Below are 20,588 nucleotides of genomic sequence, written 5' to 3'. Positions count from 1 at the left end.
TCACGAGGCGAACGGCCGGCCCCAGGTCGATCGGCCGGGGCCACGGCCGCGGTCCGGGGCGGCACGCCGCCACCGGGAGACCTGCTGTGGATCCGGCTCTTCAATTATGAGCAATGCTCATGTATGGTCGCCGACACCATGAGAAACCGCTGGCTGTCGCCGATCTCCGTCGTGGTGCTGGCCGCCGTCATCGTGCTGGGAGCGGTGTTCGACCCGTCGGGGCTGGCCGCGCCGTACACGTGGACGGGCGCCGACCTGCTACCCGTCGCCGGGCTCTGGCAGGTGGCCGCGCTGACCGTCTACGTGCCCCTGCTGCTGGCGGGAGCCGGGGTGCTGGCGTGGGTGGTCGCGCGCGGGCATGCCCCGCTGCGCACGGCACTGCTGGTGTGGGGCGCGGTGGTGTGGTCGGCGATGGCGGCCAAGCTGGTGATGTCGCTGGTGATGGCCTTCGGCGATGTGGTCTACCTGGCGTGGTCGACCGGCTTCACCGGCGTCAAGGCGGCGGTCTTCGGCCTGCCGGTCCTGGCGGCCGCCTGGCTCGCCCAGCTCCTGCGCCGCCGCCCCACGCGGGAGGCGTCGTTCCCGCCGGCGTCAGGGCCGGGGTGGGTGGCGGCGGGCGTGGCCGTGGTCCTGGGCGCGCTGGCCGGCGGCGTGTGGTGGGGCGGCTCGCCCATCGGGTACGCCATCGGCGACTCCCCGCTGGCTCCGGCGCCCGAGGCGGGACCGCTGGGCTGCCTCGCCGCCGTCGCCCTGCTGGGCGTGGCGACCTGGGCGCTGAACCGCTGGCTCAGTGCCACCACCGCGCCGCCGGCCATCGTGGCCGGGATCTCCGCGCTCGGAGCGGCCGCGGTGCTGGGCCTGGCCCAGGTGGCCGTCGGGCTCCCCGGCGACCTGGCGGGCGGCGACACGTTCTGGGCGCCCGCCATCATGCTCCGCCTCGCCCCCGCGCTCTCCCTCGGCGCCCTCCTCGCCCTCGCGACGACTGCCCTCGTCGCCCTCCTCCCCGCGCTGAGAACAGCCCTTCTCCCGGCGCCGAGAACCGCCCTGCTCCCGGCGCGCAGGGGCGCCGCCTTCTCCGCGCGGTTACCGATGGCGGCCGTCGTGGCCGCGGCGGCACTCGCCGTACCGCTCCTGCAGCCCGGCACCACCACCGCGCCGCCAGCGCGCACCAAGGGCCTGACGCTCTCGGCCGACCGCAGGATCGTCGACGCCGACGGCAACGAGGTGCTGCTGCGCGGCGTGAACGTCAACCAGCTCGAAGACTACTTCCAGAAATTTCCGGACAAGGCGGTGACGCGGCCGCTCACCGAGGCCGACTTCGCCGGCATGGAGCACCTGGGCTTCAACGTCATCCGCCTCGCCCTGTCCTGGTCAGCCCTGGAGCCCCAGCCCGGCCAGTACGACCGGTCCTACCTCGACAGGATCTCCTGGGCCGTCGAGACCGCGGCCAAGCACGGCCTGCGCACGGTCATCGACATGCACCAGGACGCCTGGGGCAAGGGCGTCCACGCCGCCCCCGGCACCGTCTGCGACAACGGCTCCCCGATGCACGGCTGGGACGGCGCACCCACCTGGGCCGACCGCTTCGACGGCGCCCCCAGGTGCGAGTTCACCGGACGCGACATCTCTCCGGCCGTCGCCCGCGCCTTCACCAACCTCTACCAGGACAGGGACGGCATCCAGACCCGCCTGGTCGCCGCCTGGGGCATGCTGGCGGAGCGGTTCGCGAACGAGCCGATGGTGGCCGGATACGACCTGCTGAACGAGCCCGGCTTCGGCGAGGCCCCGCCGATCACCTCCGGCGTCCTGCTCGGCCGCTACTACGACCGGGCGATCAAGGCCATCAGGGCGGGCGAGCAGCGCGGCTTCCCGCACCTGATCTTCTTCGAACCGTCCGTGCTCTGGTCGGGCCTCGGCTTCGAGGTCTCGGTGCCCAAGGACTTCACCGACGACCGGCTGATCGTCTTCGCCCCCCACCTCTACAACGAGTCGATCACCATCGACCAGGGCACCGGCCTCACCGTCACGAGCATCGAGCGCGGTTTCGACCTGGCGAGCCGGGCGGCGGCGTACTACGGCGCCGGGCTCTGGTCGGGAGAGTGGGGCTGGTTCGGCGACCCCGCCTCGGCCCCGATCACGCGATACACCGACCAGGAGGATCGGCACCGCATCGGCGGCGCGTTCTGGGTCTGGAAGCAGTCCTGCGGCGACGCCCACGCCGGAGCCGAGGCCACGACGGGCGGCAACCTCATGATCGAGGACTGTGCCACCGGGAAGGACCTGCCTCCGGCCCACGCGTACGTCGCCGAGCTCTCGCGTCCCTACCCCCGCTCCGCCCCCGGCCGCCTGACCGGCCTCACGTCGGACCAGGCGAGCCTCACGGTCCAGGGCGACGGCAGCGGGTGCGGCCTCGACGTCTGGTTCCCCGGCAGCGCCCGGCCGGTCGTTCGCGGGACCGGAGTCACGGACGTCGCCGTCCGGCAGGCGGCGGGCGGCTGGCGGATCACCGGCTGCACCCGGGGCGCCTACACCCTGACCGCGCACCGGTAGCCGTGGAGATACGCCAGGGGCAGGAGGGGGCCGGTCAGCGGAGGTCGCGGATGAGATCGCCGATGATGGAGTCGACGTCGTCCGAGTCGAAGGTGTCCGTGCCGATCAGCAGCGTCACGGCCCGTTGCCCGTCGTCGGTGACGGCGTTCCTGAACTTGTGGCCGCTGGCCATGCTGCCGCTGTGTCCCCAGGCGACGAGGCCGGGGGCGGGCCGGTAGCCCTCGACTCCCAGGCCGTAGTCCTTGCCGTAGTCGTCCAGGATGGTCTGTTTCATGTCGGCGAGCTGGGCCGGGGCCAGCAGCTTCCCGGTCAGCAGCGCGGTCCAGAAGGCGGTCGCGTCGGCGCCGGTGGAGATCAGCTCGCCGGACGCGTCGGCCTCGGAGGTGTTCCACTCCGTCATGTCCACCAGGGTCCCGCGCTTCTTCACGTAACCCCGCAGGTCCGGCTTGGGGATCGTGGTCTGGTCGCCGGGCCAGGAGGTCTCGCGCAGTCCGAGCCGCTCGATGATCCGCTGGGTGATCTCGGTGCCGATGCCGCGGCCGGTGACCTTCGTGACGATCAGTCCGGCCAGGTTGTAGTTGGTGTTGGCGTAGGCGAAACCCGACGCGGTCCGGTCGGGGCGGGGGAGCGTCAGCGCCTGCTGCACCGTCTGCAGGGGCTCGATGTGATCCCAGCGGTGCGCCTCCTCGTCGTCCCAGAACGGCGCGTCCAGATAGTCGGGCAGGCCACTGGTGTGCTGCAGGAGCTGCCGGACAGTGATCTTGCGGCCGTCGTAGAGCCTGGTGCGGATGAGACCGGGCAGATAGTGGTCGACGGTCTCGTCGAGACTGATCCTGCCTTCGCCGACGAGCTGGAGCACGACCGTGGCCGTCCAGGTCTTGGTGTCGCTGCCGATCCGGCTGTGCTCGTCGCCGGTGACCTTGCGGCCCGTCCTGCGGTCGGCGAGGCCGACGCCGCCGTTCCAGACGCCGCAGCGCGGGCTCTTCACCGTCACGGCGATCCCCGCGCCGACCTTCGCCAGCGCCTTCAGCGCCGTCTGGATGGGCCTGGTGTCACACGGTGGTGCCGCGGCCGACGCGGCGGGCCCCGCAAGCAGAGAGGCCGTGACCGTCAAGGCCATGACAACACTCGTCCTACCTCGCATGATGTCTCCTTTCACCATGGGTTTCGCCTCGTGCTCGGGAGCGCGGCCGCTACCGCGCCGAGCCTCGCTCGTACAGCCTCCGCGTCGAGACGGCGTATCGGCCGAGCGCCGCGGGACGCACGGTCACGCCGCTGCCCGGACCGTCCGGAACGGACAGGCAGCCGTCGTCGAGCTGGAACGGGTCGGTGAGGTCCTCGGCGTAGTAGCGGCTGGAGGCCGAGATGTCGCTCGGCAGCACGAAGCCGGGAAGTGCGGCGAGGGCGAGGTTCTGCGCGCGGCCGATCCCGGTCTCGAGCATCCCGCCGCACCAGACGGGTATCCCGTGCGCCGCGCAGACGTCGTGGATCCGCCGGGCCTCCAGGTAGCCTCCGACCCGGCTGGGCTTGATGTTGACGACGCGGCAGGCGCCCAGGGCGATCGCGGTGGCGGCGTCGCGCGCGGAGCGGATCGATTCGTCGAGGCAGATCGGCGTGCGCAGCACCTTGGCGAGCTCGATGTGGCCGCGCAGGTCGTCCTCGTGGAGCGGTTGCTCGATCTGGACGAGTCCGAACTCGTCGAGCCCGCGCAGGTGCTCGGCGTCGGTGAGCGAGTAGGCGGTGTTCGCGTCGACCTGCAGCGCCAGCGCGTCGCCGAACTCGCGGCGGACCGCGCGGACGGGCTCGATGTCCCAGCCCGGTTCGATCTTGAGTTTGATCCGGACGTATCCCTGCTCCAGGTAGGCGGAGACGGATTCCAGCAGGTCCGTGATCGTGTCCGGGATCCCCACGGACACCCCGGCGGCGACGCGGTCGCGCACCGCGCCGAGGTAGGTGGCGAGCGGCATCGCGTGCGCGCGGCACTCGGCGTCGAGGATCGCCGTCTCGAGCAGGGCCTTGGCCATGGGGTGGCCCTTGACCGGGGACGTCGCGGCGGCGATTCGGGCGGCGCTCGGCCGGTGCAGCGCGGTGACCCTCGGCACGAGGTGATCCGCGAGGACGCGTTCGGCGCCGGCGGCGAACTCCGGGCTGTACACCGGTCCGGGGTCGCCGCCGAACTCGGCCCAGCCTTCGGCGGCGTCCGTCACCACGCGCAGCAGCAGAGTGTGCCGTTCGGTGTCGGTCCCGCACGAGGTCCGGAACGGGCGGACGAGGGGAAGGCGGATCTCGACGAGTTCGATGAGCTCGATCTTCACGCCTGTTCCTTCCCGGTCAGGCGGTACCAGCCGGACGTGCTGAATCCGGTCGCGGTGAAGCCCGCCTCGAAGACCGGGAGCAGGACCTCGCGTACGGCCGTCCGCCACTCGGCGGCGAGCCGCCGGTCCTGGCGGCGCGTGGTGACGATGTCGTGTGGGACCCGGCACCAGTGCCCGCTCTCGTCACGTGCGCTGAACGGCTCTCCGTCCGGCGCGAGCCGGGGGTCGAGTTCCACGCTCCCGAGATCGAGTCCGGCCAGGTGGGCGGGACGCGGATCGGACAGCGGCCAGACGGCGGTGAGCCGGTCGGTCTCGTCGTGCCCGTTGATGACGTCGTCGATCGGGCCGTAGAAGTCCACGGTGTACTCGGTGGCGGTCGCGCCGAGCTTGGCGAGGTTGAAGCGGGCGTTGCGGCTCACCAGGGGGTCGAAGGTCCAGATCATGCGGGCCGCGCCACGTTCGAGCGCCCAGGCCCGCTGCGCCTGCTTGAGGGCGAACCCGACTCCGCGATCGCTGGTGCCGGCGGCTGCGATCATCGAGTAGACGGCACGGGAGGCAGGCGAGCAGAACAGCAGGACGGACGCGGCGGCGACGCCGTGCCCGTCGCTCGCGTAGTGCACGGCGCCTCCGGTGTGCGCGAAGGCCCGCAGCACGTCGGGCGTGAACGGCGGCCGGGACGCGGGCGTCTGCCACACACCGGCGAGGAATCGCGACACCGTTTCGAGCGTGGGGAGGTCCTCGGCCAGGTGGATCCGGACGCCCGCACGGGTCGCGGCGCGCGTGGCGGTCTCGGTTGCGCTCGCCTGGGGGGAGACGGGTACGGTCGCCGGGGCTGCCCGCTGCACGCTTGCTGGAATGCGCATGCTGACAGCGTCGCGTCCGTACTGGCGGGGTGCCTTGCGGTGCCCGTCCAGAGATTCCGCGCATGCTTTGTGCGTCCGGCCAAAGAGGTGAGAAGTGCTTGATCCTGAGGTGCCCGATCTCGGACAGGTCCTCGAAGTCCTGGGCTCTTCGCTGCTACGGCCGTTGTCCGTCCTGCCGGAGAGGCCGGTGCCGGTCTCGGGCGTGCTCATCTTCGAGCGGCGAGCCCCGCTTCCACCCGTCAGGGACGCGATCCTGCTCGCCGTCGGCGTGGGGACGGCCGAGGCGCAGGCGATGGAGCTCCTCGCGTCGGCGGCCGAGGCCGGGTACGCCTGCCTGGTGGTGAAGAGTTTCGGCGAGCCGGTCACCGAGCTGGTGGAAGCCGCGCGGCGGTCCGGCGTCGTGCTGCTCGCCGCCGACGAGGCCGTAGCCTGGCACCATCTGGACGCCATGATCTCCTCGGCCCTCGCCTCCCCGGTGCGTTTCGCGCAGGCCGGGGGCGCCCCCGCCGTCGGTGACCTGTTCGCCCTGGCCAACGCGATCGCGGGGATGGCGGGAGGCGCCACCGTGATCGAGGATCCGCACCGGCGCATCCTCGCGTACTCGACGTTGCCCGGCCAGGCCATCGACGAGGGCCGCCGCCAGGGCATCCTCGGCCTTCAGGTGCCCGACGGCCCGGAATACGACGAGCAGTACCGCGCGCTCGCCCGAGCGGCGCGCACCTGCCGGTTCCCGGCCGTCGGCGGCGGTCTTCCCCGGCTCGGTGTCGCGGTCCGCGCGGGAGGCGAGCTGCTGGGCTCGATCTGGGTCGTCGACACCGAGGACTGCCTGGACTCCGCCGCGGAACAGACTCTTGCCGACGTGGTGGACACCGTCTCGCTGCACCTGCTCGCGGCCCGTACCGCGGTCGACGCCGTCCGGCGCAGGCGCGCCGACCTCCTGCGGCGGCTGCTCGCCGACCCGAGCGGCGCCGCCACGGTGGCCCCCCAGCTCGGCCTGGACCCGAACCTGCCCGTCATGGTGGCCGCGTTCGCCGTCGCCTCCCGCGACGCCGACGACGTCCTCGCGGCACACGCGGCCACCCGGCTCGCCGACCTGGTGAGCCTGCACTGCGAGGCCCACTACGGCCGGCACGGCTGCGCGTTGATCGACGGGACGGTCTACGCGCTGCTGCCGAGCGGGCCTTCGCCGAACGCGCACCGCGACCTCGTCGCCGACATCGCCCGGCGAGCCCACGGCGCGCTGCGGGTGCCCGTCCAGGCCGGAATCGGCGCGCTCGTCCAGGGGTTGCACGCGATCGCGAGCTCACGCGCCGACGCGGACCTCGTCCTGCGCGCGCTCACCGACCGGCCGGGCGACCCGGAACCGTCCCAGGTGGCCACGATCGACGAGGTGTGGGGGAGCGCGACGCTGTCCGCGCTGGCCCGGATCCTGGCCGCGCACGAGGCGCCGCCCCGCAGGCTCGGGCCGGCGGTGCGCGCCCACGATCTGGAGCACGGCACCATCTACGCCCCCACCATCCTCGCCTACCTGGACGCCAACAGCGATATCGCGGCCGCCTCCCAGCGGCTGTCCGTGCACCCGAACACCGTCCGGTACCGGCTGCTGCGCGCCCAGGAGATCTTCGGGTTCGACCTCTCCGACCCGGACGAGCGTCTGGTGCTGTGGCTGCGCCTGCGGCTCGGCGACCAGCTCGGCTGGTGAGCCGCGCCGCCGAGGCCGTGGGGTCTCAACCGGCGGCGCCGGCGTCATAGAAGGCCCGGGCCGCGGAGCTGATCCATTCGGGCCGTTCCCAGGTGCTCCAGCGGATGCGGGCGTCCTGGTCGATCGTGGCCGCCACCGCGTCGGCGGAGAGGCCGGCCTCCCGCAGCCGGCCGGCCTCGTCACGGACGTACACGAGGAAGTCACGGACGTCGCGGATCAGCGACACGTCGCTCACCTCGCCGTGCCCGGGGACCACGATCTCGGGGCCGAGGGCGATGAGCTGGTCGAGGACGCCGATCCAACGCTCCGGAGCGACGTCCGTGTCGTGCGGCGGGAAGTACGGCGTGATCGGGAAGATGCGGGTCTCGAACAGGTCGCCCCCGAACAGCACGCGGTCGTCGATCAGCACGACCTGGTCGGAGGCGGTGTGGGCCGGGCCGACGGTGCGCAGCACCGCCGTGCGGCCCCCGAGGTCGAGCTCGGCCTCACCGTCGTAGACGAGGTCGGGCTCGACGAGCTCGACACCTTCGAGTGCGCCCGCGATGTTCGGGCCCAGTCCCCGGAACATGCCGAGGTAGCCGGAGCCCTTGCGGCGCAGCTCGTCGCGCTGCCCGCGGTTGTAGACGATCGTCGCGGCGCCCTTGAACGCCTGCGCGCCGAAGCCGTGCTCAGGATGGAAGTGCGTGACGGTCAGGTACAGGCGCCGCTCACCGGCGAGACGCCGGGCCTGCTCCAGGACGTACGCGCCGTTGGCGGGGCCCATGCCGGTGTCGATGACCAGCGCGGCCTCCTCGCCCACGACGATGCCGACGTTCGGGACGAGCTCCACCCGCTGGTCGGGGATCACATGGACACCGTCGGCGACCTGGACCGGCTCGCCGCGCACGATCGGCGCCGGCCCGCTGCTCACGTCGGGCGCGCCCCGCGAAGGATCGGTGGCGGACATGGCCACACTCCAATCTAATCAGTGTTCAGATTAACGGTGTCCCGACTGTAACACGCATCTGAGCACTGTTAAGATCAGGGTCGTGAACAAGAGGCGGTACCACCACGGAGAGCTGCGGAACGCCCTGCTGGACGCGGCCGAGGCGCTGGTCCGCGAACACGGGGTCGTGGGCTGGTCGCTGCGGGAGGCCTCGGCCCGGGTCGGGGTCAGCCCGAGCGCCGCCTACCACCACTTCGCCTCGCGCGACGCGCTGGTCGGCGCGCTGTCGACGCGGGTGATCGCTCGCCTCGGCGAGCGTATGAGCAGCGCCGCACAGACGGCCGGACCGGGCGTCGACCCCCAGGGGGGCCTCGTCGCGGCAGGTCGCGCCTACGTCCGCTGGGCGCTGGAAGACCCGGCGGTCGCGCGCCTGGCCTTCGGTTTCGGGGGCCGGGACCCTGGAGCGGAGATCGCGCAGCACCCGCACGACGTGGTCGAAGCCGAGCTCGACCGGCTCGTCGCCGTCGGCGCCCTGAACGCCGCGGCCCGCCCTGGAGCCGAGTTCGCCGTCTGGGCGGCCATGCACGGACTGGCCACCCTCCTCGCCGACGGGCTCATGACCCTCGACGGCCCCGAGGCCGCCGACCTGCAGGCGGAACGCCTCCTTCGGGCCGTCATCACGGGCCTGACACAGGAGACCGCACCGTCCGGGGGCTGGCCGGCACCGCGCTCCGCGCACACCGAGCGCCGGGCCGGCCGACAGGGCACCACCACGGACGAGCCGGCGGCGACCGCCGCGCCCCCGCCGCGATGACGCTGGTGTGGGCTACTCCTCCCGGGCCGGACGGAGCACCCGGCGCACGGCGCCACGCAGCCACTGGTGGGCCCCGTCGGCGAGGTGGCGCGGGTGCCAGGCCATGCCGATCGTCACCGGCGGCAGCGGCAGCGGGATGTCCAGCAGGCGCAGTCCCAGCGCGTGCGCCGCGTCGCTGAGCGGTGAAGGGGGCTCACCCGGCAGCGCGGTCGGCACCAGGCAGACCACGTCGCCGGTCGCGGCCAGCGCCATCGCCGCCAGGTGTCCGGGCAGGACGGCGCAGACCCGGCGGCTGAGGCCCCGCTCGGCCAGGGCCGCGTCCAGCGGGCCGGCGAAGTGTCCCCGGCGGCTGACCGCCACGTGCTCGGCCGCGGCCAGCCCGGCGGGCGTCAGGGTTCCTTCGGCGAGCGGGTGCCCGGCCCTGACCCCGGCCGCCATCCGCAGCGTGACCAGCTCTTCGACACGGGTCTCCGGGTCGACGTGGTCGATGGCCCCGATCTCCAGATCGATCCGGCCCTCGCGCAGCGCGGGGCCCGCCTCCCACTCCTCGGCCAGCACCCGCAGCGACACGCCCGGCGCCCGGCGCCGGGCCAGCCCGAGCAGGCCCGGCGCCAGCGCCGCGCCGACCAGGTCCGAGGCCTGGACGGTGAAGGTGCGCCGCAGCGCGGCGGGGTCGATCTCGCCGCTCGGGGTGAGCAACGCCTCCAGCCGGCGCACCACCGCGGCGGCCTCGTCCCGCAGCGCCTCGGCGCGGGGGGTGGGCACCATCGCCTGTCCTGCCCGCACCAGCAGCGGATCCTGGAGCACCCGGCGCAGCCGGGCCAGGGTGCGGCTCATCGCCGCGGGGGAGGTGCGCAGCCGGGCGGCGGCACGGGTGACGCTCTGCTCGGTCAGCAGGGCGTCGAGGGCGACGGCGAGGTTGGCGTCGAGGTTCGGGATGGGGCTGCTCAACGGCATTATTCCGTTTCAGGCAATGATGGGATGCTGAAGTTCCCATTGTGGCAATACGGTCCGGGTCTGCACGATCAAGGGGTCGAACCGATCCGACACGGACCGAGAGGTTTTCATGATCGTCATTACCGCCCCCACCGGGAACATCGGCCGGCGGCTGCTGTCACTGCTGGTCGAGGCCGCGCCCGCCCACGGAGAGGAGGTGCGCGTCGTCGTCCGCGATCCCGCCCGGCTCCCCGAGGCCGTCCGCGGCCGGGTCGAGGTGGTCACCGGCTCGCACGGCGACGCCGCGACCGCCGAGCGCGCCTTCACCGGGGCCGACGCCGTCTTCTGGCTGGTGCCGCCGGACGCCTCGCTCACGCCCGACGAGGCGTACAGCGGCTTCACCCGCCCGGCCGCGCGGGCGTTCGCCGCCCACGGTGTCGGCCATGTCGTCGGTGTCTCGGCGCTCGGCCGCGGCACCCCGCAGGCCGCCCGGGCCGGGCTGGTCACCGCCTCCCTCGCCATGGACGACCTGATCGCCGGCTCCGGCGTCGCCTACCGCGCCCTGGCCTGCCCGTCCTTCTACGAGAACCTGCTGGAGGAGGCCGACTCGCTCCGCGAGCACGGCGTCTTCACCGACACCGTCGCCGCGGACCGTCCGGCCCCGATGGTGGCCGTCGCCGACATCGCCGCGACGGCGGCCGGGCTGCTGCTGGACCGCTCCTGGACCGGTGTCGGCAGTGTCCCGGTGCTCGGCCCGCAGGACCTGTCGCCCGACGACCTGGCCCGCATCATGACCGAGGAGCTGGGCCGTCCGGTCCACTACCGGCGCCAGCCGCTCGACGAGCTGCGCTCCACCATGCTCGGCTACGGCCTCAACGAGGAGTTCGTCGAGGGCATGGTCGACATGAAGCGCGCCAAGGACCAGGGCCTGGACGCGGGCGTCGACCGCTCGCCGCAGGCGGCCCCGGCCACCGGATTCGCGCAGTGGTGCGCGCGGACCCTCAAGCCCGCCGTCCTCGCCACGCCGGAGGCAGCCGATGTCCACTGACCGAACCGAGCCGCCGGTCACCGCGTTCATGCTGGTCAAGACCACGCCCGAGTGGCTGGCGCTGACCGTGCCCGAACGCGTCGAGGCCTTCGCCACCCAGGTCGTCCCGGTGATCGAGGCCCGCACCCGCGGCGTCCGCTCCCGCTTCTACGACACGGAGTTCTACTCGGCGCGGGTCACCGACGTCTGGGTCTGGGAGGCGGACGACCACGACGCCTACCGGCTGCTGATCGACGCGCTGCGCGAGACCCCCTTCTGGGACCGCTACTTCGACGTCGTGGACCTGCTCGTGGGCACCGAGAACGGCTACGCCCGCACCTACGGCGTGGAGCCGTTGGCCACCTTCGCCACCTGACGCCCCGCCTTGACCGGCCGGTGCCGCCGCCCTGCGGACGCACCGGCCGGCAGGTCGGGCGAGCAGCGGGCGGGCCTCACAGGCCGGCGGGCCGTCCGATGCCGGGCAGGGCGGCCTCCAGGCACGAGGCGACCTGGAAGACGGTCACGTCGTCGTAGGTGCGGCCCACGATCTGCACGCCGGTCGGGACGCCGGTGGCGGCCACCCCCGACGGGACGGACAGCACCGGGCAGCGGCTGGCGATGTTGAAGGGGATCGTCATGACCCCCAGCATGTAGTGGCCGCTCTCGCCGTTGACGGACAGCGGGCCGCCGTCGTGCTCGGCGGGGAAGGCCGGCACGGCCATGGTCGGGCAGAGCAGCGCGTCGAAGCGCTCCAGCAGCTCGCCGAGCGGCCGGTAGATCAGGCCCTCCAGCTCCATGCCCTGGTAGAAGCTGAGCTCCGGCTTCATCTCGGCGAACCGCCGGGTGTAGTCCGACAGCAGGTCCGCGTGCTCGGCGGCCAGCTCGCCGATCCCGGCGCCGAAGATGCCCGCGAAATGGGCGTCGGCGGCGGCCATGATCTGCCCCCTGGTCCAGGGCAGCGCGACCTCCTCCACGACCGCGCCGGCCGCGCGCAGCGCCTCGGCGGCGGCGAGCGTGCCCGCGACGACGTCCGGTTCCACCAGGTAGTCGCCGAGCGTCAGCGACAGGGCGATCCGCATCCCGCGCACGTCGCCGGTGAGCGGCGGCAGCTCCAGCCTGGGCCGGAGGGAGGCCACGTCCCACGGGTGCGGGCCGGCGATGACGTTCTGCAGCAGCGCGACGTCGGCGACGGTACGGGCCATGGGGCCGTCGTGGCAGTACTGGTCGAGGTTGAACGGCGGCAGCGCGGGCACCCGCCCGAACGGCGGCTTGAACCCGACCACCCCGCAGGACGAGGCGGGGATGCGGATGGAGCCGCCGATGTCGGAACCGGTGGCCAGCAGCGAGGTGCCCGCGGCCAGCGAGGCGCCGGAGCCGCCCGAGGAGCCGCCGGGGGAGTAGTCGAGGTTCCAGGGGTTGCGCGTCACGCCCCACAGCCTGCTGTGGGTGAACCCGGCGCAGCTGAACTCGGGCGTCGTGGTGCGGGCATGGATGATGCCGCCCGCCTGCGCGATCCGGGTGACCACCGGGTGGCTCTCCTCGGCGACCATGCCCTGCAGCAGGAGCGAGCCCTCCTCGTGGGTGTGGCCCTCGATGGGATGCTCCTCCTTGACCGCCACCGGGACGCCTTCGAGCGGCCTGGCGGTGCCGTTCAGGTAGGCGGTCTCGGCGGCCTTGGCCTGCTCCATCGCCGACTCGTACAGGTGCTCGGTGAAGGCGTTGATCCGTGGTTCCACGGCCTCGGCCCGGTCGATGACGGCGGTCAGCAGCTCCACGGGCGACAGCTCGCGCCTGGACATGAGGCGATGGGCCTCGGTGGCCGACAGGTAGCACAACATTTCCGGAAATCTCCTTAGAAGGCGGGCCGTGGGACGGAATCCAGCAGCAGCCGCGTGTACGCGTGGCCGGGAGCGGTCAGCACCTGCTCCGTCGGCCCCGACTCGACGATCCGGCCGCGCCGCATGACGGCCACGTGATCGGTCACGCAGCCGACCACGGCCAGGTCGTGGGTGATGAACAGGAAGGAGACGTCGCCTGCCGCGCGGATCTCGGCCAGCAGGCCCAGGATCTGCGCCTGGACCGAGACGTCGAGCGCGGCCACGGCCTCGTCGAGCACCAGCACCCTGGGCCGCACGGCCAGCGCCCGGGCGATGGCGACGCGCTGCCGCTGGCCGCCCGACAGCTCCCTGGGCAGTGCCCGCGCCTCACGCGGGCCGAGACCGACCTGGTCGAGCAGCTCGCCCACCCGTGCCTGGTGCGGCTCGCCGGGGAAGTGCAGCCGCAGCACCTCGGCCAGCGACTCCTGTACGGCGAGGCGCGGGTCGAGCGAGCCGAGAGGATCCTGGAAGACGATCTGGATCAGCCGCGCCCTGGCCTTGCGGCCGAGCTCCGCCAGCGGCTTCCCCGCCACCAGCACCGTGCCGGCGTCGGGCCGCTCCAGGCCGAGCAGCAGCCGGGCCGTCGTGGTCTTGCCCGAGCCCGACTCTCCCACCAGGCCGAGCGATCCGCCCGCCGCCAGGTCGAAGCCGACGTCGTCCACGGCGGTGAACGCGCCGTACCGTTTGCGCAGGCCGCGCACCTCGAGGTCGATGGTCACCGTTCCGCCTTCACACAGGCCACCCCGTCCACCAGGAGCGGGGCGGCGGCCGTACAGGAGTCCGTGGCGTCGGGGCAGCGCGGGGTGAACGGGCAGCCCGGGGGAGCCGACAGCAGGTCGGGCGGCCGCCCGGGGATCGGCGGCGGCAGCGTGCCCAGGTGCGTGACGCGCGGGGTGGCGGCCAGCAGGCCCGCGGTGTAGGGATGGCGCGGCCCGGCGAACAGCCGCCGCGTCGGGCCGGTCTCCATGACCCGGCCGGCGTACATGACGTAGACGCGGTCGCAGATCGTGGCGGCCAGCTCCAGGTCGTGGGTGATGAACAGCATCCCGGTCCGCGTCCTGGCGCGCAGGTCGCGCAGCAGCCGCATGATCTCGGCCTGGGTGGTCACGTCCAGCGCGGTGGTCGGCTCGTCGGCCAGCAGCAGCCGGGGCTCTCCCGCCAGGGCGGCCGCGATCACCACCCGCTGGAGCATGCCGCCCGACAGCTCGTGCGGATGCTGGCGCACGTGCCGCTCGGGCTCCGGCAGGCCGACCATGCCCAGCAGCTCGACGGCCCTGGCGCGGGCCGCCCTGGCGCCGATCTCCTCCCTGAGGATCTCGGCGAGGAAGTCGCCGATCCGCCGGAAGGGGCTGATCGCCGCGCGCGGATCCTGATAGATCATCGCGGCCGCGTGGGTCCGGTGGCGGCGCAGACTCGCCGGGGACATGGACAGCACGTCGGCGCCGTCCATCCGGATCGCGCCCTCGGCCCGCGTGCCTTCCGGCAGCAGGCCGAGGACGGCCCGAGCGGTCAGCGACTTGCCGGATCCCGACTCGCCGACCAGGCCGACGGTCTCGTTCTCGGCCACGGTGAGCGACATGCGGTCGATCGCCGGGCGGGCGGTGCGTGGCAGGCGTACCGAGAGGTCGTCGATCTCCAGCATGGTCACCTCCGGGAGACGTGGTCGGCGAGGCTCTCGCCGACGATGTTGAAGGCGATCACGCTCAGCACGATGGCCAGACCGGGGACGAGGATCGGGCCGAGCGCCCCCTGCAGGACGGCGGACTGCCCCTCGTTGATCATGGCTCCCCAGTCGGCGGTCGGCGGCTGCACGCCCAGGCCGAGGAAGGCGAGCCCGGCCAGGTCGAGCAGGGCGTAGCCGAAGTTGATCGTGGACTGGGCGAGGATCACCGGGGCGATGTTCGGCAGCAGGTGGCGCAGGCAGATGGTCAGGCCGCCGAAGCCCAGCGCCCGGTACGCGGCGATGTACGGGCGGCCCATCTCCCCCCGCGCCACGCCGCGCACCAGGCGGCCCACGAACGGCGTGTAGGCGACGGCCAGCGTGATCACGGGCCCGAGCTGGCCGGGGCCGTACATCGCGACCACCAGGATGGCCAGCAGCAGGCCGGGGAAGGCGAAGACCAGCTCCATCGAGCGTGACAGCGCGGCGTCCACCCAGCCGCCGTGCCAGGCGGCGCTCAATCCGACCGCGACGCCGAGCACCGTGGACAGGGCCACGACGCCCAGCGGGCCGAGCAGCCCCGTCCTGGCCCCGTAGATCACCCTGGACAGCAGGTCGCGGCCGGAGGCGTCGGCGCCGAGCAGGTGGTCGCCGCCGGGGCCGGCCAGTGCGGCCGACAGGTCCACCGCGTCGGGGTCGGCGGGAGCCATCAGCGGCGCCAGCACGGCGGCCAGGACCAGCAGCGCGATCACCACGAGCGCCGCCGCCCGCAGGCCGCCGCCCTTGAACCGGCCGGTGAGGCCGCGCAGTCCGGGTCTGACGACGAGTTGTTCCATCAGGTCCTCGCCCCCAGGCGCACGTGTTGTTCCATCAGGTCCTCGCTCCCAGGCGTACGCGGGCGTCGGCCAGCGGCGCGAGCAGGTCCACCACGAGGTTGGCCAGCACGAACACCGCCACGGTCAGCAGGGTCAGCGCCTGCACGACGGGGAAGTCCTTGACCGTCACCGAGTACTGCAGCAACTGGCCGAGGCCGTTGACCCCGAAGGTGGTCTCCACCAGCACGGTCGAGACCAGCAGGCCGGGCACCAGCAGGCCGCCGTAGGTGAGGGTCACCGTCATGGCGCCGCGCAGCACGTGCCTGCGCACGATCGTCGGCTCGGGCACGCCCCGGCCGCGGGCGACGACGACGTACTCCTGGCCCAGCTGCTCGATCATCGCCGTCCGCGACACCCTGGCGAGCACCCCCGCGAAGGTGAGGGCGAGCGCCACGGCGGGCAGCGTGAGGTGGTGCAACCGGTCGGCCAGGCCATCCCCGGCGCCGATGGACGGGAACCAGCCGAGGTTCACCGAGAACACCACGATGAGCACGAACCCCAGCACGAAGGAGGGCGTGGCGACCGCGACCGAGCTGCCCACGAGCACGGCCTTGTCCACCACCCCCGGCCTGGTCGCGCTCCACACGCCGAACGCCAGGCCCAGCACCATCGTGAGCACGAAGGCCATCCCGATGAGGGTGAGCGTGACGGGCACGCGGGCGGCGATCAGCCCGCCGACATCGGTGCGGAACTGCACCGAGCGGCCGAAGTCGCCGGTGATCACCCCGCCGATCCAGTGCAGGTACTGCACGGGCACCGGATCGTCGAGCCGGTACTGCGCGCGGATGGCGGCGAGGGCCTCCGGCGTGGCCGAGCGCCCGCTGAGCAGGAAGGTGGCCGGGTCTCCGGGGGCGAGCTGGAGGGCGCCGAACACCAGGAACGAGGCCGCGCCCAGGATCGCGGCCATCCCGGCCAGCCGGCGCAGCAGGAAGCGCGCCATCAACCCGCCGCCCCGATGTCCGCGGCCCACGGGTAGTAGAGGTAGGAGATGCTGGTGGGCGCGCCCGTGATGCGCTTGCCCAGGAACATCACGTTGTCGAGGTCCGCCAGCGGGATCCACGGGAGCTGGGTGGCCGCCGTCTCCTGGAGTCTGGCCGTCAGCCGGGCCCGCTCGACCCGGTCGAACTCGGCCTCGGCCGCGTCGACCAGCTTGTCGTAGGCGGGGTCGGAGAACCCGCCGTAGTTCTCGAACTGCCCCGTCTTGAACAGCCCGTACAGTTCGAGCGGGTCGGTCGCCGACAGGTACCAGAACGTCGGGAACAGGTCGATGCCCTTGCGCGCCGCGGGGTCGGAGAACAGCGCGGTGTAGGCGTCGGGGGCGATGGTCCGCACCTCGGCCGTCAGGCCGATCTGCTGGGCCGCCGCCTGCACGGCGTTGGAGATCACCGGGAACTCGGGCGCCGCGTTGGAGGTGGCGATCACGATCTTCATGCCCTGCGCTCCGGCCTCGGCGACGAGCTTCTTGGCCGCCTCGACGTCGCGCTTGACGGCGGGGGCGGGCGGCCTGGCCTCGGCCACGTTGCGCCAGGCCTGCACCGGCCCGGGCACGAGCGTGGGGGCGCTGTACTCGCCGAGGGCCGCCTTGGCCAGGCCCTGCCGGTCGATGGCCAGCGACAGCGCCTGCCGTATCCGGACGTCGGCGAGCGGGCCGGCGCGCAGGTCGGAGACGATCAGGTTCGCGGTGGTGAGGTTGGGGCCGCCGTAGACGGTGCCGGCCCCCGAGGAGCGCAGCCGGGCGACGGAGGCGGCCGGGATCAGGTAGCCGCCGTCGGCCTCGCCGGTCACCAGGGCGTTGGTCCTGGCTGCCGCGTCGGGCACGAAGGTGAAGGTGACCTTGCCCGACCGGGCCTTGGTGCCCCAGTAGCCGGCGAAGCGGTCGAGCTGGATCGACTGCCCCTTGGTCCAGGCGCCGAGCTTGAACGGCCCCGTGCAGTCCAGGCCGCCGTCGGCGGTGCCGAACGCCTTGCCCTGCGCCTTGAGCGAGGCCGCGCTCGCCACCGTGCCGGGCGAGGCGCCCATCTCCAGGTTGAACAGCGCGTCGGGCCGCTTGAACCTGACCGTCACCTCCATCGGGCCGGTCCTGGTGATCGACTTGACGTTGCGGAAGGTGGAGATCCAGTAGGAGCCGATCTTCTCGTCCAGGTGCCGGTTGAGGCTGGCCACCACGTCGTCGGCGGTCAGCTCGGCGCCGCTGTGGAAGCGCACGCCCTTGCGGATGGTGTAGACGAGCGTCTTGGGATCGCGCTGCTCGGCCTTCTCCGCCAGGCCAGGCTCCTCCTTCAGCTCCGGCGTCCAGCGCATGAGGCTCTCGCAGACGTTGGACAGCACCATGTTCTGCGGGTAGTCGAAGGCGTGGACGTAGTCGAGGGTCGGTGGCTCGGCATAGGAGACCCAGGTGAAGGCGTCGATGTCACCCTTGGGCCGGGGAGTGCCGGAGCTCAGGTTCTTGCCGGCCGCCGGGGCCGCGGTTCCGCCCCCGCCGCACGCGGCGGCGGCCATGGCCAGGGTGAGGACGGCCAGTGCCGTCCCTCGCAGTCCGCTCATGAGTCACGCCTTTCTCGCGGGATGTCAGGCCTGGTGGACGAGCTGGCCCTGGACGTAGGCCCTGGCCACCCGGGTGGCGCCGATCTCCTCGGGCGGACCGGCGAAGGGGTCGCGGTCCAGCACCACCAGGTCGGCGTCCTTGCCTGCCTCGACCGTGCCGGTGACGTCGTCGATGTGGTTGATCCAGGCGCTGCCGGCCGTGTAGGCGGTGAGCGCCTGCGCCAGGGTGAGCGCCTGCCCGGGCAGGAACGGCGCGCGTCGCTCGCCGTCGGGCACGGTCCTGTTCACCGCGACGTGCGCGCCCCACAGCGGGTTCGGGCTGCTCACCGACCAGTCGCTGCCGGCGACCAGCCGGGCGCCGGCGCGGAGCAGGTCGCCGAAGGGGTACTGCAGGGCCGCGCGTGCGGCCCCGAGGAACGGGATGGTGAGCTCGTCCATCTGGGGCTCGTGGGCCGCCCAGAGCGGCTGGATGTTGGCGGCGGCGCCCACCTCGGCGAACCTCGGGATGTCGGCGGGGTGCACGACCTGCAGGTGCGCCAGGTGGTGGCGGTTGTCGTTGGCGCCGTTGGCGGCGCGCGCTCCGGCGAGGGCGTCGAGCGCCTCCCGGACCGCGCGGTCGCCGAGGGCGTGGAAGTGGATCTGGAAGCCGAGCGCGTCCAGCTCGCGGACCGCCTCGCGCAGCAGGGCGGGGTCGACGAAGTTCAGGCCGCTGTTGGCGGTCGCGCAGCCGCAGCCGTCGAGGTACGGCTCCAGCATCGCGGCGGTGAAGTTCTCCGCCACGCCGTCCAGCATGATCTTGACGGTGGTGGCGTTGAAGCGGCCGACCCGCCCGTGCTCCCGCCGTTCCACCAGCTCGGGGATCTGCTCCAGGCCCCGCTCGCGGTCCCACCACAGCGCGCCGACGACGCGGGCCCGCAGCGTCCCCTCCTGGGCGGCGCGCAGGTACACCGGGTAGTTGTCGGGATGGCCGGGGAACGCGCCGATCATGGCGTCCTGCCATGCCGTCACACCCATCGAGAACAGGTGGGACTGGCCGGCGAGCAGCCCGGCGTAGGCCTCCTCGGCGGTCGCCACCGGGACGTGCGCGGTCACCAGCGTCATGGCGCCCTCGTGCAGGGTGCCCTGCGGGGTGCCGTCGGGCTCGCGCTCGATCCGGCCGTCCACGGGGTCGGGCGTGTCCCTGTCGAGGCCCGCCAGGCGCAGGGCCAGGCTGTTGGCCCAGGCGCCGTGGCCGTCGCGGTTGGTCAGCAGCGCCGGGCGGTCGGGCACCACCGTGTCGAGCAGCTGCCTGGTCGGCGTGCCGCCGGGGAAGGCGTCCATCGACCAGCCGCCACCGTGGACCCACGCCTGGTCCGGGTTCGCCGCGGCGTAGGCGGCGATCACCCGGAGGTAGCCCTCGACGTCGTGCTCGGCCGACAGGTCGCAGCGCAGCATCTGGCCGCCGCCGGACGCCGGGTGCACGTGGGCGTCCTGGAAGCCCGCCATGAGCAGGCCGTCGCCGAGATCCACCACCTCGGTGCCCGGGCCCGCCTGCGCCGGCACCTCGTCCGGATCGCCGACCCGCAGGACGCGCCCGCCGCCGACCGCCACCGCCGCATCGACAGGGGTGGGGGTCGTGCCCGTGAAGACCCGTCCCACGAAGATCGTTTCCACCATGACCGTACCTTCCGCTCACGCTGTGTTGGGGAGGAGTGAACGCGAGCGCAACATAGATGTCAACACTGTTGCGCTACGTGGAGACCCAACCGATACACTGGTGCGATCATGGCGAAGACACCTGTGAGGACCAGGCGCTCGGGCAGCCAGCTCAGCCGCGAGGCCATCATCGAGGCCAGCCTGCGCATCGCCGCCCGGGGCAGCGGCGACGCGTTCACCGTGCGCCGCCTGGGCGAGGAGCTGGGGGCCGACCCCACGGCCGTCTACCGGCACTTCCGCGACAAGGACGAGCTGCTGCTGTCGGTGGCCGACCGGGTCTACGGCGAGGTCGTCGAGAGCATTCCCGACGGGCTCGGCTGGAAGGACCGGCTGCGGGCGCTGGCCGAGGTGTCGCTGCGGGTCGGGCTCAAGTATCCGGCGGTCGCCTCGATCACCGCGAGCCGTACGACGCGTCGGGCCAACGAGTTCAGGCTGGTCGAGCTGATCCTCGGCGCGATCAACGAGGCGGGGCTCGACGGCGCCGACGCGGCGCTCCACTACCGGGCCGTCGCCGACGCCCTGCTGGCGCACGTCGGCCAGGCGGCCGCCTACGCGCTGTTCACCCCGGAGGCCAGGGCGGGCGACGAGTCGTCATGGATGCGGGAGTACCGCATGGTCGACGCCGAGCGCTTCCCCCACATCACCCGGCTCAGCGCGGAGCTCGCGGAGGTGCGCCCGGCGCCGGTCTACACCGTCCAGGTGGAGGCGCTGATCGCCGCCATCGAGGCGCGGGCCGCCGCGGTCGCGGGGGGCGAGGACGCAGTGGTCTGATCGCGCCGAATCCGAGCCGCACTTACGTCTTGAC

The 20,588-nt window shown here is 73.0% G+C and carries 18 protein-coding genes; 6 read left to right on the top strand and 12 right to left on the bottom strand.

The window, feature by feature from the left end; all coding sequences use genetic code 11:
• Positions 1 to 138 precede the first annotated feature (138 nt).
• The gene (locus tag HTZ77_RS30315) at positions 139 to 2,550 is read left to right on the top strand and encodes a glycoside hydrolase family 5 protein (RefSeq protein WP_175593131.1); all 2,412 of its coding nucleotides are present in this window, start codon (positions 139 to 141) and stop codon (positions 2,548 to 2,550) included.
• Positions 2,551 to 2,584: 34 nt separating this feature from the next.
• Here HTZ77_RS30315 and HTZ77_RS30310 read toward each other — a convergent pair whose 3' ends face one another.
• The 3 genes from HTZ77_RS30310 to HTZ77_RS30300 form a co-directional block, all read right to left on the bottom strand.
• On the bottom strand, positions 2,585 to 3,670 hold the full coding sequence (locus tag HTZ77_RS30310) for a serine hydrolase domain-containing protein (RefSeq protein WP_205303924.1): 1,086 nt from the start codon (positions 3,668 to 3,670) through the stop codon (positions 2,585 to 2,587).
• 73 nt (positions 3,671 to 3,743) lie between these two features.
• A complete protein-coding gene (gene menC, locus HTZ77_RS30305) occupies positions 3,744 to 4,865 on the bottom strand; it encodes an o-succinylbenzoate synthase (protein ID WP_175593130.1) in 1,122 nt (373 codons plus the stop codon).
• Positions 4,862 to 5,728, bottom strand: coding sequence for a GNAT family N-acetyltransferase (locus tag HTZ77_RS30300; protein WP_205303922.1), 867 nt, complete (start codon positions 5,726 to 5,728; stop codon positions 4,862 to 4,864). The genes menC and HTZ77_RS30300 overlap by 4 nt, the downstream gene beginning before the upstream one ends.
• Positions 5,729 to 5,822: 94 nt before the next feature.
• On the opposite strand from HTZ77_RS30300, the gene HTZ77_RS47720 reads away from it, so the two are divergent.
• A complete protein-coding gene (locus HTZ77_RS47720) occupies positions 5,823 to 7,430 on the top strand; it encodes a PucR family transcriptional regulator (protein ID WP_175593129.1) in 1,608 nt (535 codons plus the stop codon).
• 25 nt (positions 7,431 to 7,455) lie between these two features.
• Here HTZ77_RS47720 and HTZ77_RS30290 read toward each other — a convergent pair whose 3' ends face one another.
• On the bottom strand, positions 7,456 to 8,376 hold the full coding sequence (locus HTZ77_RS30290; protein ID WP_175593128.1) for an MBL fold metallo-hydrolase: 921 nt from the start codon (positions 8,374 to 8,376) through the stop codon (positions 7,456 to 7,458).
• An 82-nt stretch (positions 8,377 to 8,458) separates the two neighbouring features.
• Here HTZ77_RS30290 and HTZ77_RS30285 point away from each other — a divergent pair, with 82 nt between their 5' ends.
• On the top strand, positions 8,459 to 9,169 hold the full coding sequence (locus HTZ77_RS30285) for a TetR/AcrR family transcriptional regulator (protein WP_175593127.1): 711 nt from the start codon (positions 8,459 to 8,461) through the stop codon (positions 9,167 to 9,169).
• 12 nt (positions 9,170 to 9,181) lie between these two features.
• Here the strand turns inward: HTZ77_RS30285 and HTZ77_RS30280 are convergent, their stop codons facing one another.
• Entirely contained in the window at positions 9,182 to 10,120 is a 939-nt protein-coding gene (locus tag HTZ77_RS30280; RefSeq protein ID WP_235995410.1) for a LysR family transcriptional regulator, read from the bottom strand.
• A gap of 115 nt (positions 10,121 to 10,235) precedes the next feature.
• On the opposite strand from HTZ77_RS30280, the gene HTZ77_RS30275 reads away from it, so the two are divergent.
• Together HTZ77_RS30275 and HTZ77_RS30270 are read left to right on the top strand one after the other, a co-directional pair.
• Entirely contained in the window at positions 10,236 to 11,153 is a 918-nt protein-coding gene (locus HTZ77_RS30275; protein ID WP_175593125.1) for an NAD(P)H-binding protein, read from the top strand.
• A complete protein-coding gene (locus HTZ77_RS30270; RefSeq protein WP_175593124.1) occupies positions 11,143 to 11,508 on the top strand; it encodes a darcynin family protein in 366 nt (121 codons plus the stop codon). Before HTZ77_RS30275 ends, HTZ77_RS30270 begins: the two co-directional genes overlap by 11 nt.
• Positions 11,509 to 11,584: 76 nt before the next feature.
• On the opposite strand, the gene HTZ77_RS30265 is transcribed toward HTZ77_RS30270, so the two are convergent.
• From HTZ77_RS30265 to HTZ77_RS30235, 7 genes are read right to left on the bottom strand one after another with little or no spacing between them, the layout of a single operon-like run.
• The gene (locus HTZ77_RS30265) at positions 11,585 to 12,970 is read right to left on the bottom strand and encodes an amidase (protein ID WP_175593123.1); all 1,386 of its coding nucleotides are present in this window, start codon (positions 12,968 to 12,970) and stop codon (positions 11,585 to 11,587) included.
• 14 nt (positions 12,971 to 12,984) lie between these two features.
• Positions 12,985 to 13,728 (bottom strand): ABC transporter ATP-binding protein, encoded by a 744-nt coding sequence (locus HTZ77_RS30260; RefSeq protein ID WP_328808850.1) that lies wholly within the window; start codon positions 13,726 to 13,728, stop codon positions 12,985 to 12,987.
• Positions 13,725 to 14,651 (bottom strand): ABC transporter ATP-binding protein, encoded by a 927-nt coding sequence (locus HTZ77_RS30255; RefSeq protein WP_175593122.1) that lies wholly within the window; start codon positions 14,649 to 14,651, stop codon positions 13,725 to 13,727. The genes HTZ77_RS30260 and HTZ77_RS30255 overlap by 4 nt, the downstream gene beginning before the upstream one ends.
• A 2-nt stretch (positions 14,652 to 14,653) precedes the next feature.
• Positions 14,654 to 15,505, bottom strand: a complete 852-nt coding sequence (locus tag HTZ77_RS30250) for an ABC transporter permease (protein WP_175593121.1) — start codon at positions 15,503 to 15,505, stop codon at positions 14,654 to 14,656.
• Between the two features lie 34 nt (positions 15,506 to 15,539).
• The gene (locus tag HTZ77_RS30245; RefSeq protein ID WP_175593120.1) at positions 15,540 to 16,484 is read right to left on the bottom strand and encodes an ABC transporter permease; all 945 of its coding nucleotides are present in this window, start codon (positions 16,482 to 16,484) and stop codon (positions 15,540 to 15,542) included.
• On the bottom strand, positions 16,484 to 18,088 hold the full coding sequence (locus HTZ77_RS30240; protein ID WP_235995409.1) for an ABC transporter substrate-binding protein: 1,605 nt from the start codon (positions 18,086 to 18,088) through the stop codon (positions 16,484 to 16,486). Before HTZ77_RS30240 ends, HTZ77_RS30245 begins: the two co-directional genes overlap by 1 nt.
• A gap of 24 nt (positions 18,089 to 18,112) precedes the next feature.
• Positions 18,113 to 19,744, bottom strand: a complete 1,632-nt coding sequence (locus HTZ77_RS30235) for an amidohydrolase (RefSeq protein ID WP_175593119.1) — start codon at positions 19,742 to 19,744, stop codon at positions 18,113 to 18,115.
• A gap of 108 nt (positions 19,745 to 19,852) precedes the next feature.
• On the opposite strand from HTZ77_RS30235, the gene HTZ77_RS30230 reads away from it, so the two are divergent.
• The gene (locus HTZ77_RS30230) at positions 19,853 to 20,554 is read left to right on the top strand and encodes a TetR/AcrR family transcriptional regulator (RefSeq protein ID WP_175593118.1); all 702 of its coding nucleotides are present in this window, start codon (positions 19,853 to 19,855) and stop codon (positions 20,552 to 20,554) included.
• Positions 20,555 to 20,588: the final 34 nt, after the last annotated feature.

The sequence above is a fragment of the Nonomuraea montanisoli genome, from assembly GCF_013363975.1.
Lineage (GTDB): Bacteria > Actinomycetota > Actinomycetes > Streptosporangiales > Streptosporangiaceae > Nonomuraea > Nonomuraea montanisoli.
The sequence above is the reverse complement of the archived record's forward strand: the minus strand, read 5'-3'. Positions and strand labels throughout refer to the sequence as shown.

Excerpts from the sequence above, each read along its gene's own strand:
- HTZ77_RS30315 (WP_175593131.1), top strand. The coding sequence starts at position 139 with ATGAGAAACCGCTGGCTGTCGCCGATCTCCGTCGTGGTGCTGGCCGCC.
- HTZ77_RS30310 (WP_205303924.1), bottom strand. The coding sequence starts at position 3,670 with ATGGCCTTGACGGTCACGGCCTCTCTGCTTGCGGGGCCCGCCGCGTCG.
- HTZ77_RS30300 (WP_205303922.1), bottom strand. The coding sequence starts at position 5,728 with ATGCGCATTCCAGCAAGCGTGCAGCGGGCAGCCCCGGCGACCGTACCC.
- HTZ77_RS30290 (WP_175593128.1), bottom strand. The coding sequence starts at position 8,376 with ATGTCCGCCACCGATCCTTCGCGGGGCGCGCCCGACGTGAGCAGCGGG.
- HTZ77_RS30275 (WP_175593125.1), top strand. The coding sequence starts at position 10,236 with ATGATCGTCATTACCGCCCCCACCGGGAACATCGGCCGGCGGCTGCTG.
- HTZ77_RS30270 (WP_175593124.1), top strand. The coding sequence starts at position 11,143 with ATGTCCACTGACCGAACCGAGCCGCCGGTCACCGCGTTCATGCTGGTC.
- HTZ77_RS30265 (WP_175593123.1), bottom strand. The coding sequence starts at position 12,970 with ATGTTGTGCTACCTGTCGGCCACCGAGGCCCATCGCCTCATGTCCAGG.
- HTZ77_RS30255 (WP_175593122.1), bottom strand. The coding sequence starts at position 14,651 with ATGCTGGAGATCGACGACCTCTCGGTACGCCTGCCACGCACCGCCCGC.
- HTZ77_RS30250 (WP_175593121.1), bottom strand. The coding sequence starts at position 15,505 with ATGGAACAACTCGTCGTCAGACCCGGACTGCGCGGCCTCACCGGCCGG.
- HTZ77_RS30245 (WP_175593120.1), bottom strand. The coding sequence starts at position 16,484 with ATGGCGCGCTTCCTGCTGCGCCGGCTGGCCGGGATGGCCGCGATCCTG.
- HTZ77_RS30240 (WP_235995409.1), bottom strand. The coding sequence starts at position 18,088 with ATGAGCGGACTGCGAGGGACGGCACTGGCCGTCCTCACCCTGGCCATG.
- HTZ77_RS30235 (WP_175593119.1), bottom strand. The coding sequence starts at position 19,744 with ATGGTGGAAACGATCTTCGTGGGACGGGTCTTCACGGGCACGACCCCC.
- HTZ77_RS30230 (WP_175593118.1), top strand. The coding sequence starts at position 19,853 with ATGGCGAAGACACCTGTGAGGACCAGGCGCTCGGGCAGCCAGCTCAGC.